This is a genomic window from Prevotella sp. LCP21S3_D2 (assembly GCF_052118345.1).
Taxonomy (GTDB): Bacteria; Bacteroidota; Bacteroidia; order Bacteroidales; family Bacteroidaceae; genus Prevotella.
On record NZ_JBQKHJ010000008.1, the window covers coordinates 70,619 to 82,801 of the forward strand.

A 12,183-nucleotide genomic window follows, 5' to 3' on the forward strand; every position below is an offset into this window, starting at 1 on the left:
ACCCGCACAACAGCTGTTGTGCGGTCGTCTGACAGCTGATGTGCGCTTGTCTTCCATCTGTTGTGAGATAAAAAGAAAGCGGGTGTATCAACTTTAAGAGTGATACACCCGCTGTCATATTTTGGACTTGGTTGGAACTGTTGGATTATCCGCGACTCCACCAGTGTTTCTTTTTAGGAGTCTCCTGCTCTGCGCAGTATTTCTGCTTTAATACTCTGCGGTAGCTGGTATGGTTGGTGATAATCTGATAAATCTCTCCCCAGTCTGGCAGTCCACCTATACCACGGTCGTCGATAAACCAGTCTGCCTTCAGTTTTCTAGAGAAGTGATTGTTGTTCTCGAGACTTTCTTCCGGATAGTCCTTGTTGACAGCCCAGAATTCAACTCCACGCTCTCTGCACCATTCTACAGCCTCATCCAGGAGCTTGCCTTCGCGTACGCTCCAGAGAATGAGTTTGTGGTGGTCTTTTATCAACATCTTCAATGTTTCTGTTGCGAAAGGTAACTCTGTACCAATCTTTGGGTACTCATGGGTTACGATAGTACCGTCAAAATCTACTGCTATTGTTGCCATAGTCTTTATATCTTTTAATCTAAAAGAGTCTTCCTATAAAAAATATAGAAAGACTCTCTTTATATAAATAGTTTAATGATTCAATATTCAATTACTTCTTGATACTTGTGTCGTTGGCATTGCCGTAATGGCTGTTGCTATAGTTGCCGTAGCTACCATACTGTCCGTATGAACCATACTTGCCATAGTTTCCATAGTTGCCGTAATTTCCATACTTTCCGTACTTTCCGTACTTACCAACTCCGTAATAGAAGCTGTGCTTCTTCTTAGAGAGGTCGACACCGTTGAGTACTAAGCACATGTTAGGCAATTTGTTTTCGGCTTTCAGACCGTTGATCATGCCGAAGCTTGCCTTTTGAGTGTAGTCTGCACGGCAAACGTATATACAGAGATCTGCCAGACGTCCCAAGTGCAAACTGTCATTAACCAATCCAACAGGAGCTGTATCGAGAATGACATAGTCGTAATGCTGCTTCAGCTGGTTGATGATGTCGTCAAGACTTGCTCTTGTTACCAACTCACCTGGGTTAGGAGGTACAGGACCAGCCATCAGAAGGTCGAGCTTGCTGTTTACGCCAGATGAAAGAATCTGGTTCTGGATGTCTTCCCAAGAGTTGTGGTCTCGTATAATCAGGTTGGTGATACCATTATGGTGGTTGTCTATCTGGAACAACTCAGCTAGACGCGGCTTACGGATGTCAAGACCCACCATGATGACCTTCTTGCCTAATAAGGCGAGGGAGATACCGATGTTTGAAGCTACGAATGTCTTTCCTTCACCTGAGGTAGAAGAGGTAAACATCATTACCTTTTCACCGCTCTTCAACATAAATTGAATATTAGTACGCAAACTTCGGAAGATTTCCTCCATCAGGTTGTTGACATTCTGGTGAACCACAATATCAGCCTTTCCTTCCTTCTTGGCTGCATCACTGGCAACAGGGATGTCTGCTATGACTGGAATCTGTGTCAACTTAATGACATCTTCATGACCTTCAATCTTGTACTTGAAGAACTCAATAAGGAAGAGGATGCCTGCAGGAATTGCCAAGCCGAGAACCAATGCTATGAGCATGATGATTGAGCTCTTTGGGCTCACCTTGCCGATAAAGGAAGGTGCATCGATAATCTTGCCCTTATCTGCAGTTGCAGCCAGGGAGATAGAGTTCTCTTCTCGTTTCTCAAGCAGCATGAGGTAAAGACCAGACTTTACTTCCTGTTGGCGGCCAATCTGTGTCAGAACTCTTTCCTGCTCTGGTGAGTTGTCGATTTGTCCTGCATATTCTGCAGCCTGCTTAGCGATGCTGTTGCGCTGTATCTCCATGCCCAGCTTTGCTTGTCTCATGGCACGTTTGATAGATGTTGTGAGTGCATCCAACTGTGCGGTCAGAGGAGTTACTGTAGGAGAAGTCTCGCTGGCTGCATGCAAGGCGTTGTTGCGATCCAGGGCTATTTTGTTGTACTGGTTGATGAGTTCTGTTGAACTTTCATCAGACAAACCTACGTTGGATGGGATAGGCTGGTATTTGTTACCTGGCTCGTTCATGTACTTACCAAGCTCGTTCAGCAATTCTACCTGGGTATTAGCATCTTGAAGCTTTTGAGCATAAGCGTCAGAGTTTGCGATGGTAGCTGTAGCGTTCAGCTTCATCTCAACCACCTTGTTGCGCTTCTTGTAGCTTTCGAGCTGTCCTTCAGTATTGCCCAGCTCCGCATTGATCTTTTGCAAACGGTTGTTGATGAATTGCTCTGTGCGGTAGGCAATTTCGTTCTTGTCTTCGTTTGCCTGACGGTTGTAAACCTTGAGAAGTGTATTCAGATAGTCTAAAGCTCTCTGAGGGTTTTCGTCGTTCAATACGAGTTCTGCAATCGTTGTAGTCTTAGATGTCTGACTGATAGTCAGGTTCTTTGTATACTCCTTGGCAGCCATTTCCGGAGAGACAATGACAGCTTTCAGTACTTCTCCATCTTCCAGTTTGTAAATCTTGCTAGGAGTAAAGGTCAGCGTACCTACTCTTGTGCTGATAGTTGCTGGCAGACGGTCGAAAGTCTTCTCAAATTCACTGGTCTCATCTTCGAAAGTGAAAGCATCAATAGGTAAATTGTATGTACCCTTGACGTGATACTTTGTACCATCCTTTTCGATGCTGAGTTTGATTGGAGCATTTAGCTTCTTGAGATGTGGCAGATCCAGGTCTACTGTTACTTCCTGTTCTTTATATACTAGAGGGTCCTTGAAAACGCTTTCATGATAGTAGTTTACGTATATTTTCATGTCGTTAACTGCGCGTTGAGCCAAGTCATGAGCCGACAGGATCTCAATCTCATTGTCAATACCATTAGAGTTTGACATAAAGCCGAGGTTGGCAGCACTTTGAATCATGCTACTACCCAAACTACCTCTGCGTTTGCTGTCATCATCGTCTTTAATGAGTACCTTGGTAGATGCTTGATAGGCTGGAGTAGCATATCTCAGGTAAAGATAGCCTAAGCCCAGGCAAACGATAAGAGAGAGTACGAACCATTTCCAGTTGAGAATCAGATTTGTATAAATCAACTGAAAGTCAATGGCAGATTTCTCTTCCTGTTCCTGAACTGCGCCTTCTAATTGTAAGTTCTTGTTCTCTTCCATTATTCTTTTAATGTTGTTATTTGAATTATACCTTATTATATATATTATCCCAACCACTTCTATGAAAGTGGCAAGAATACTGATAGATTCATTTTTATTATTTGCCCAAAGCTAGTTCCTGCAAATATTTTCCATATCCGTTCTTTTGCATAGGTTCTGCAAGTTTCAACAGCTGTTCTTTGTTAATCCAACCTTGTTTAAATGCAATTTCTTCCAGACATGCTACTTTCAGTCCCTGTCTCTTTTCGATCACTTCAATGAACGTACTTGCTTCTGACAAACTGTCGTGAGTACCGGTGTCCAACCAGGCGAAACCTCTTTGGAGAGTTCTTACTTTAAGTGTGTTGTCTGACAAGTAATGTTGGTTGACTGTAGTAATCTCCAGCTCGCCACGTGCACTTGGCTTGATATGCTTGGCAACATCTACCACACTGTTTGGGTAGAAGTAGAGTCCTACAACCGCATAATTGCTTTTTGGATGTTTGGGTTTTTCCTCAATACTGAGGCAATTGCCTTCTTTGTCAAACTCAGCAACACCGTATCTTTCCGGATCATTGACATAATAGCCGAAGACACTTGCCAATCCTTCTTCTGTAGCTTTTACGCTGGCTTTGAGAAGTCCGGTAAATCCGGCACCGTAAAATATGTTGTCGCCTAATACCAGGCAGACATTATCATTGCCGATGAATTTCTCACCGATAATAAAAGCCTGTGCCAATCCATCTGGAGATGGTTGTTCTGCGTATTCGAAATGTACTCCTAAATCGCTTCCGTCTCCAAGGAGACGTTTAAAACCAGGTAAGTCGAATGGTGTTGAAATAATAAGAATATCCTTGATTCCAGCCAGCATCAAAACTGATACCGGATAGTATATCATCGGTTTGTCGAATATGGGAATCAACTGTTTGCTGATTCCTTTAGTGATTGGATAAAGTCTGGTGCCAGACCCGCCTGCTAAAACTATTCCCTTCATATATCTTCTCTGTTGGAACACAAATATTAATTAACGTGGCAAAGGTACTAAAAATAATTGAAACTTGAATAGAAAAATCGATAAAATCGTTGTTTTTCCAAGAAAAAACATATTTATGAAGAAAAAACGCCCCTTTGATTTTGATATTTAGTGATTTTATTGTATTTTTGCAGAACAATTGAAAACATTAAAGTATAAAACGAAATAAGAATGGGAATATTTTCAAAACTATTCAGTCATAAAAATGACGATAAGAAAGTAGGTGGAATGGAAGATTACATGACGCTGGTCCGTGTATACTTCCAGGCTGCATTGGCTTCTCAATTAGGTATTACTAATCTGGCAATGTTGCCAGACTTGCGAGTGTTCAAGACCAGTTTGCATGTTCCAACTGTAAACAATCGTCTTGGTATCGGCGAGAAGGCGCAGGTTAAGAAAATGATGAAGAATATCTATGATACTGATGATTCTTTCTTCAAGGAGATTGATTCTAGTATCCGTAAGAACTGTCAGAAACTGCAGGATGTGAATGTGTATCTCATCCAGTTCCAGAACTTCACCCAGGATTTGATGATGCTGATGGGCAACTTGATGAAGTTCAAGCTGCGCTTGCCTAGCTTTATGAAAAATTCTTTATACAAGTTGACAGCAAAGACTGTAGATGATATCTTCAACAAGAATGATTACAGCGATGCCAGCACATTGAAGACTGTGTTCCAGTTGCGCCAATTCAACAAGCGATTAGCTTTCAGCCAGCAGTGGGTGACAGATTTTGCTTTCCAGGTATTGATGCTTGCAAAGAAGGAGCCACGTCCATCTGATGAAGATGTTGAAAAGGCAAAGCAAAAGATGGGAAAGTAAGTAAATCCCTTTAAATTTTAAAAAATATAGTAGAAAATTTGTTTTTTTCAAATTATTCTCTTAAATTTGTAGCCAAAAACAAAAAAGCATGAGTGCAAATGAGAAAACAATCAATACGTTTGCCACGAGAGTAAGGCAGATGATTCTCAAGTTTGACGAGGTCAAGCAGGAGAATACGGAGCTTTATGCCATGGTGGATGAGCGTGATGCCAAAATAAAGGAATTGGAGGATAAGTTGACTCAGGCGCAGCATGATTACGACAGTTTGAAGATGGCGAAGATGATGACGATTTCTGATGCAGATATTGAAACTACTCAGAAACGTATCGCCAAGCTTATCCGAGATGTCAATAAATGTATTACGCTACTGAGCGATAAATAATCGGACCGATGGTAGATCAAACACAAGACAAGTTACAGATTAGGTTACATGTCTATGATACTGACCTCTCGGTAAGAATACCTAGAGAGGATGAGGAGTATTATCGTAAATCTGCAAAATTGATTGACGATATAGTGAATTCATATACAAAAATCTATAAAGGCCGTAAGAGCGACAAGGAGATTTTGTATATGTCACTACTTGATGTGGCGCTGAGATATGAAAAGGAAGAGGGTAAGAATGATACCCAGCCTTATAATGAGATTCTTGAGAAGTTGACTGCCGAGATAGAAGACGCTCTGAAATAATAAGCAGCTAACTTTGAGTGAATTTTAATAAATATATATATAAATAATGATGGTAATAATTATAGCAGCCTTAGTCGGTCTCTGCCTTGGTGGAGCGGTGGGCTTTTTCATTTTCCGTTATGTTATCAAGGGAAAATATAATGAAATGATTGATACTGCCAATAAAGAGGCAGAAGTATTAAAGGAGAAAAAACTTCTCGAAGTGAAAGAGAAGTTCCTCAATAAGAAAGCTGAGTTGGAGAAGGAAGTGCAGCAGCGCAATTCCCGTATTCAGCAGAGTGAGAATAAACTTAAACAGCGAGAAATCTCTCTCAACCAGCGTCAGGAGGATCTCGGTCGTCGCAAGCAGGAGGTTGATCAGTATCAGCAGCGTGTTGATAATGAAAAGAAACTTCTCACTGTCAAGCAGCAGGAACTTGAGAAGATGCAGAAGCAGGAGCAGGCTAAGCTAGAAGAACTTTCCGGATTGAGCGCTGAGGAAGCTAAGAATCGTCTCGTGGAGAGTTTGAAGGATCAGGCGCGTCTTGATGCTGCCAGCTATATCAATGAAATTATTGATGATGCTAAGCTGAATGCTAACCAGCAGGCTAAGAAAATCGTTATCCAGACTATCCAGCGCGTGGCTACGGAGACTGCTATCGAGAACTCTGTCAGTGTATTCCATATTGATAACGATGAGGTGAAGGGCCGTATCATCGGTCGTGAAGGTCGTAATATCCGTGCATTGGAGGCTGCTACCGGTGTAGAAATCGTAGTGGATGATACTCCTGAGGCTATCGTTATTTCTGCTTTCGATCCAGTGCGTCGTGAGGTTTGCCGTCTGGCTCTCCATCAGTTGGTTGCTGACGGTCGTATTCACCCAGCCCGTATCGAGGAGGTAGTTGCCAAGGTGAAGAAGCAGTTGGAGAATGAGATTATCGAGACTGGTAAGCGTACTGCTATTGACCTCGGCATCCATGGCTTGCATCCTGAGTTGATTCGCATCGTAGGTAAGATGAAGTATCGTTCTTCTTATGGTCAGAACCTTTTGCAGCATGCTCGTGAAACTGCTAATCTCTGTGCTGTCATGGCTTCTGAGTTGGGCTTGAATCCTAAGAAGGCTAAGCGTGCCGGTCTTTTGCACGATATTGGCAAGGTACCTGATGAGGAGAGCGAGTTGCCACACGCATTGTATGGTGCCAAGATAGCTGAGAAGTATAAGGAAAAGCCAGATATCTGTAATGCCATTGGTGCTCACCATGATGAGATGGAGATGAACACCTTGTTGGCTCCTATCGTTCAGGTATGTGATGCTATCTCTGGTGCCCGTCCTGGTGCACGTCGTGAGATTGTTGAGGCTTACATCAAGCGTTTGAACGATCTGGAGGCAATTGCCATGAGTTATCCTGGTGTAACCAAGACTTATGCTATCCAGGCTGGTCGTGAGCTTCGTGTTATCGTTGGTGCAGACAAGATGACTGATGAGCAGAGTATCAAGCTCTCAGACGAGATTGCTACCAAGATTCAGAATGAGATGACTTATCCTGGTCAGGTTAAGATTACCGTCATTCGTGAGACACGTAGCGTAGCTTACGCTAAGTAATTTTTGAGAATATTGAAGTTTAAATTGTCGTTTCCTTACCTTTGGTTGGGGAATGTATCTTGATAAAGCCGTGCTCTTTTTATAGGGTACGGCTTTTTTTTCTAAATAATATGATAAAGGCAGAACAGAAAGTATTAAAGCGTTTCAACAAGGGCTGTGTGGATTATCATCTTCTGGAAGATGGTGATCGCATTCTCATTGCTTTGAGTGGCGGTAAGGATTCCCTGGAACTGGTTAGGCTGCTGGCTCAGCGTGCCCGTATCTTCAAACCGCATATAGAAGTGGAAGCAGCTCATATCATCATGGATAATATTCCTTACGAGACTTACCGCTCTTATCTTCAGGATTTCTGTGCTGAGAATGGCATCCGGCTCCATATTCTGCACAGTTCTTTCGATGAATCCACCGATCCCCGCAAGACCCGTTGCTTCCTCTGTGCCTGGAACCGACGCAAGACGCTCTTCGAGTTTGCTGTAAATAATGGTTTTAACAAGATAGCCTTGGGCCATCACATGGATGATATCCTCGTCACCCTGCTGATGAATATCACCTTCGAGGGTTCTCATTCCACCATGCAGCCCAGTCTTCCTTTAAAACATTATCCGCTCACCATCATCCGCCCCCTTTGTCTGGTGCATGAGGCAGATATCCGGCAGGTAGCAGAAGAGTTGCATTTCACTAAGCAGAAGACGTTGTGTCCTTACGAAGAGACTACCCGCCGTTCGGATATGCAAGCCATCTTCCAGCAGTTGGAGCAGTTGAATCCCGAAGCCCGCTACAGTCTTTGGCGATCTGTTTTTGTGGAATAAAATATGGTAGAAGAAGCAATCAAAAACGAAAGTAGTTGCATGTACTCATGCAACTACTTTCATTGGACAATGCATTAGGCTTCATTTGCCATTGAAGCCTATTGCATTTTTTTATGCATATGAGTGCATACCCGTAAGGAAGTAATTTACTCCGAAGTATGTCATGGCAATGCTCATGAAAGCCAGGGTGATATAGATGTGATACACCAGCGGCTTGCGGAAGACCGGCAAGCTTTGTGTATGTACCACCACAGCATAAATCATGAAGGTGATGAGTGCCCATGTCTCCTTGCTATCCCAACTCCAATAGTTTCCCCAGCTGACATTCGCCCAGATGGCACCGATGAAAATGCCGAATCCCATGGCCGTAAGGGCAGGGTAGAGGAATATGCGACTCAAAGTCTGTAGTTCCTCTGCATGAGATTGCATGCAGATGCCCATAATGCCACAGATGAAGGTTAGCGACAGAAGGGCGTAGCTCATCATGATGATGCTTACATGAATGCTGAGCAGCGGGCTGTTCAGTACGGGCATCATCTGTCCGATGGCAGGATCCATCTGGTTGATATGGCTTACGAGCAGGAAGAAACCTGATAGCATGAATCCGAATACCATCACGATGCGGATGCGGAACTGCATGAAGATGGAGATTAGCAACACAAGCCATGCCACGCTGAGCATGCTCTCATAGCCATTGGATAATGGTACGTTTCCGCTGATAATCCATCTCAAAGCCAAACCGAATGTCAAGGCAAGGAAGGATATGCAGAGCAATATCGGTAAGGTAATATCCAAAGCCTTTAATTGGCGATTTTTTGTCATGCGATAGATGGTGTAGAAGAGGGCGATGAAACCCAATGTAAGGTTCACCATAAATAGAATGGTAGCGAAAGGAAAGTCATTGTTGATTCGTTCTGCCTGGTATTGAATCTTTGACGGCAAAGAACTTCCACTACTTACCTCTTGGTATTGCAGCATCTTGTCGAAGAAGATGTTCACACGGTCCATGTTACCTTTTTGCACATCGCCATAAAGCAATGAGAATACATTCTTGATATAGAGTGCATGTTGATACTCTACTGCAAGTGGCAACTTATCTACAGGAGCGAACCAAGTGGTGGTACCAGCCTTGATGAAAGGATGATCCTTGGTAGCCTTCACGTTCTTGGTAAAGGTATAGGGAAGAACCTTTAATGAGATACCTTCCCGCAATTCCATGATGATTTGTATTTTGCTGTCGATATCAGCGGCTTGCTGGTGGAATTTGTCCTGCTGGCCATTGTAGTATTCCTGCACATAAAGTCCGATGGTGTAGCCCCCCATCTCACGATTGAAGAAAGTATTGAGTGAAGCATAGTCGGGCAGATTCATCGCCGTTTTCATTTCTCCGCTCTTGATCTTGATGAAAGGCTCGTTTGTCCAGACGTTTCCATAGAATATCCATCCGGAGAGAACTTGTTCTGCAGTCAATCCCTGATAGCTTCTGGCTCCATATATCTTCTTGCAGAAATCGAGGGCAAAGGTCTGTACCGGACAGATGCGGTCGTTGTAGAGAATATGAAGCTCGCCAAACTTCTCTGCAGTTTCCTTTGGCAATACAGCATTTTGGAGATTGCCTGTTGCAGATTCTGCATGCAGTGTCTGTATATTGCCCATGCTGAGGATGAGTGCTGTCATCAAGGCTCCCTTCTTGAGCAAAGGACTCTTCAGTAGTTTGCGATAACCGCCCTTAGGGTCGATGAGCATCCATACCAGAGAGATGAAGAGCAGCGCATAGCCAGTATAGGTGACTGGTATGCCGTATGGATCGGCATTGATGGCGAGCACGCTTCCCTTGCCGTCTTCATCGTAAGATGACTGATAAAGACGGTAAGACCGGTGGGAATAGATGTTGTTCATCGAAACTTCGCCTTCGCTCTTTTCATCTCCGTCTATTACAGTGAATTTTGAAGAATAGTCAGCCACGGCGTTGCTTCCATCGTGCATCTTCGCTTCAAACTTCTGCAGGCATAGCAAGAAAGGGAGTTTCTCTTCCTTCATACCCTGCTCTTCATCCTGAGCCATATAAGTATCTGTAGGCTGACCGATGCGCAGATGAATCATGCCCCGTTTAGCCGATATATGTGTGAGCAAAGCCCCGGCAAGGATGATGATGAAGGAGAGATGGAGTGCCAATGTAGAAGCGCACTTCACTTTTCTTTTGATGATGTAGAAAGCACCGAGGGCAGCAAGTACTGCCCAGATAAGAATGAACCACCATGCCCCATAGTAGTGGGCATGGGCATAATCCGTGCCCTGGCTTTTCTCCACGATGGTGGCGGCTGCCATGCATACGAGCACAAGGATGTAAAGAATGAATATAATCTTTTTAACCATACTTTGTTGGAATCTTGATAGAATTTCCGTTGCAAAAATACGATATTATTCGGAGACGAGCAAGAGATAATCCGTATATTTGTAGATTCTGATAAAAAAAGCTGCCAAATGCTTTTGATAGCCTGGCAGCTTTTCTTATTTTTGTTTCTTCATGTAAAGGCTCAGATAGCATTGATGAATGCCACTACAGCATCACGCTCTTCCTTGGTTGCATTATAGAAGTTGAGTGCTGAGTTGTAAGCATCACTGCGTTTGTCATAGCAGTGCCACATGATAGACTCTACTACGTTGCGGGCACGGCAGTCGTGCAAACGGTCGCTGCGACCAGTTAGCATGCTTGACAAACCACGTCCCCAGAGTGGAGTAGTGCGGCACCATCCTGTGCGGATGTCGTTAGCCATGAACAGACGGTGCTGTACCAAATCGGTGTATGGATAAATAGTCTGGTTTGGATACTTTGGCAACATGGTGTTAGGATCCTGACCAATGCTCTTAGCGTAAGCCTTTCCGTCAGCGGTAGTACCTGCTGTAGGGTGATAAATTACGAGCAGATAGCCGTTGCCGAACTGGTCTGCCTGATACTGGTTCTGGAACTTACCATGACCATAGTTAGGATGGCAGTGGATACAACTGCTGCGAACCCATGCTGGGCCAAGACCCTTACGTGGAGCCTCTGTGATGGTATTCTGCCTTTACTACAATCTGTTTTACTGGATAGTAATTGATACCAACTGCCATACGCTGTACGTTTGTGTAGTCGTATGATGTATTTTTGGTTTTGGAAGCGTATGGATTATAGTGCTCATAACGGCCAAAGAGATACATCTTCTGGTTGGACTGACGGAGTTTTTCAATTTGTGAGAAAACATTGTAGCCAGCCTCGATTCCGTATGCAAAAGCATTCTTGCTGACAAATGCTGAGTGATGGAATGGAGAGAGACCATTTAGACGATTAGTAAAGTACTTCAACTGTTTTGCATCACTCAGGTAACCATAGTCTGCCTGACCGCGTACAATCCAGTTATAATTATTGTATGTGAAGTCGATGGCTCCGATAGCTACCACACCTTTGTACTTAGATTCTGCTCCATCCTTGTTGTTTGGATAAGAGTTGCCGATGGCATGACCATAGTATCCGCTCAGACCGATGCGTAAGCCCTTGATGCAGTAGTTGTCGATACGGAGGGCTGTACCATATTTTATTGCAATTTCACCTTCGGTAGGAGTGCCTGGTCCCTTATTGATCCAACCTGTGTTGGTAAAGTTATCTGAGTTCAAGCCTGCCAGGAATTGCAATTCATATCTCCAACCCTTGGTACGTCCCCAAAAACTGACACCTGTCTGATGCCAGGTGCTTGGAAGAACCGTATTCTCACCTTCAGGACGATAAACAGTGAAGAAATTCAATGGCTCATGGCAACCTCGCCATAACCACCTACGCTGAGGCGCTTGCCGTTTACATGCTGCATCACACTATCGGCAGCCACAGTTTGTGCACTTGCCGTTGCCAAACCGGCAACCAGGGCAGCGGACATCAATCCAATTCTTAAACTGTTCATCTTTATTATTTTGAATTTATTGTTATCGTATAATCCTTAGTATAATAAAGAAAAGAGCGCAGATGTCTGTTTGCGGTCTCGACACTTTAGAGGCCTAGTATCTCCTTAAAGCCCTATAGCTTAATAA

Annotated in this window: 11 protein-coding genes and 1 pseudogene; 5 read left to right on the plus strand and 7 right to left on the minus strand. The window is 43.7% G+C overall.

Features of this window, described 5'->3' with window-relative positions:
• Positions 1-145: 145 nt before the first annotated feature.
• The 3 genes from ACTQ16_RS07340 to rfbA form a co-directional block, all read right to left on the minus strand.
• Entirely contained in the window at positions 146-574 is a 429-nt protein-coding gene (locus ACTQ16_RS07340; RefSeq protein WP_153125837.1) for a BT0820 family HAD-type phosphatase, read from the minus strand.
• Positions 575-665: 91 nt separating this feature from the next.
• On the minus strand, positions 666-3,206 hold the full coding sequence (locus ACTQ16_RS07345) for a GumC family protein (protein WP_441936788.1): 2,541 nt from the start codon (positions 3,204-3,206) through the stop codon (positions 666-668).
• A 97-nt stretch (positions 3,207-3,303) separates the two neighbouring features.
• Complete coding sequence (gene rfbA / locus ACTQ16_RS07350; RefSeq protein WP_153125842.1) at positions 3,304-4,179, minus strand: glucose-1-phosphate thymidylyltransferase RfbA; 876 nt, start codon at positions 4,177-4,179, stop codon at positions 3,304-3,306.
• A 210-nt stretch (positions 4,180-4,389) separates the two neighbouring features.
• On the opposite strand from rfbA, the gene ACTQ16_RS07355 reads away from it, so the two are divergent.
• The 5 genes from ACTQ16_RS07355 to ACTQ16_RS07375 all read left to right on the plus strand — a co-directional run bounded on the left by ACTQ16_RS07355 (position 4,390) and on the right by ACTQ16_RS07375 (position 8,121).
• Complete coding sequence (locus ACTQ16_RS07355; protein ID WP_217760389.1) at positions 4,390-5,040, plus strand: hypothetical protein; 651 nt, start codon at positions 4,390-4,392, stop codon at positions 5,038-5,040.
• 88 nt (positions 5,041-5,128) lie between these two features.
• Positions 5,129-5,422 carry a hypothetical protein gene (locus ACTQ16_RS07360; RefSeq protein ID WP_153125846.1) on the plus strand — a complete coding sequence of 98 codons (294 nt, stop codon included), beginning with the start codon at positions 5,129-5,131 and terminating at the stop codon, positions 5,420-5,422.
• An 8-nt stretch (positions 5,423-5,430) separates the two neighbouring features.
• Entirely contained in the window at positions 5,431-5,730 is a 300-nt protein-coding gene (locus tag ACTQ16_RS07365; protein WP_441936790.1) for a cell division protein ZapA, read from the plus strand.
• Positions 5,731-5,776: 46 nt separating this feature from the next.
• Positions 5,777-7,312, plus strand: coding sequence for a ribonuclease Y (gene rny / locus ACTQ16_RS07370; RefSeq protein ID WP_441936792.1), 1,536 nt, complete (start codon positions 5,777-5,779; stop codon positions 7,310-7,312).
• Between the two features lie 110 nt (positions 7,313-7,422).
• Positions 7,423-8,121, plus strand: a complete 699-nt coding sequence (locus ACTQ16_RS07375; protein ID WP_441936794.1) for a tRNA 2-thiocytidine biosynthesis TtcA family protein — start codon at positions 7,423-7,425, stop codon at positions 8,119-8,121.
• Between the two features lie 111 nt (positions 8,122-8,232).
• Here the strand turns inward: ACTQ16_RS07375 and ccsA are convergent, their stop codons facing one another.
• The 4 genes and pseudogenes from ccsA to ACTQ16_RS07395 all read right to left on the minus strand — a co-directional run bounded on the left by ccsA (position 8,233) and on the right by ACTQ16_RS07395 (position 12,056).
• Positions 8,233-10,497, minus strand: coding sequence for a cytochrome c biogenesis protein CcsA (ccsA, locus tag ACTQ16_RS07380; protein WP_441936795.1), 2,265 nt, complete (start codon positions 10,495-10,497; stop codon positions 8,233-8,235).
• A gap of 161 nt (positions 10,498-10,658) precedes the next feature.
• Positions 10,659-10,970: pseudogene (locus ACTQ16_RS07385) on the minus strand (di-heme oxidoredictase family protein); the annotation flags it as partial.
• A gap of 187 nt (positions 10,971-11,157) precedes the next feature.
• Entirely contained in the window at positions 11,158-11,904 is a 747-nt protein-coding gene (locus ACTQ16_RS07390; RefSeq protein WP_441936797.1) for a hypothetical protein, read from the minus strand.
• A complete protein-coding gene (locus ACTQ16_RS07395) occupies positions 11,901-12,056 on the minus strand; it encodes a hypothetical protein (RefSeq protein WP_294972032.1) in 156 nt (51 codons plus the stop codon). Before ACTQ16_RS07395 ends, ACTQ16_RS07390 begins: the two co-directional genes overlap by 4 nt.
• Positions 12,057-12,183: the final 127 nt, after the last annotated feature.

Bases quoted from the DNA above. Each gene is read 5' to 3' on its own strand.
- ACTQ16_RS07340 (WP_153125837.1), bottom strand. From the start codon at position 574: ATGGCAACAATAGCAGTAGATTTTGACGGTACTATCGTAACCCATGAG.
- ACTQ16_RS07375 (WP_441936794.1), top strand. From the start codon at position 7,423: ATGATAAAGGCAGAACAGAAAGTATTAAAGCGTTTCAACAAGGGCTGT.
- ACTQ16_RS07365 (WP_441936790.1), top strand. From the start codon at position 5,431: ATGGTAGATCAAACACAAGACAAGTTACAGATTAGGTTACATGTCTAT.
- ACTQ16_RS07345 (WP_441936788.1), bottom strand. From the start codon at position 3,206: ATGGAAGAGAACAAGAACTTACAATTAGAAGGCGCAGTTCAGGAACAG.
- ACTQ16_RS07395 (WP_294972032.1), bottom strand. From the start codon at position 12,056: ATGAACAGTTTAAGAATTGGATTGATGTCCGCTGCCCTGGTTGCCGGT.
- ccsA (WP_441936795.1), bottom strand. From the start codon at position 10,497: ATGGTTAAAAAGATTATATTCATTCTTTACATCCTTGTGCTCGTATGC.
- rfbA (WP_153125842.1), bottom strand. From the start codon at position 4,179: ATGAAGGGAATAGTTTTAGCAGGCGGGTCTGGCACCAGACTTTATCCA.
- ACTQ16_RS07360 (WP_153125846.1), top strand. From the start codon at position 5,129: ATGAGTGCAAATGAGAAAACAATCAATACGTTTGCCACGAGAGTAAGG.
- ACTQ16_RS07355 (WP_217760389.1), top strand. From the start codon at position 4,390: ATGGGAATATTTTCAAAACTATTCAGTCATAAAAATGACGATAAGAAA.
- rny (WP_441936792.1), top strand. From the start codon at position 5,777: ATGATGGTAATAATTATAGCAGCCTTAGTCGGTCTCTGCCTTGGTGGA.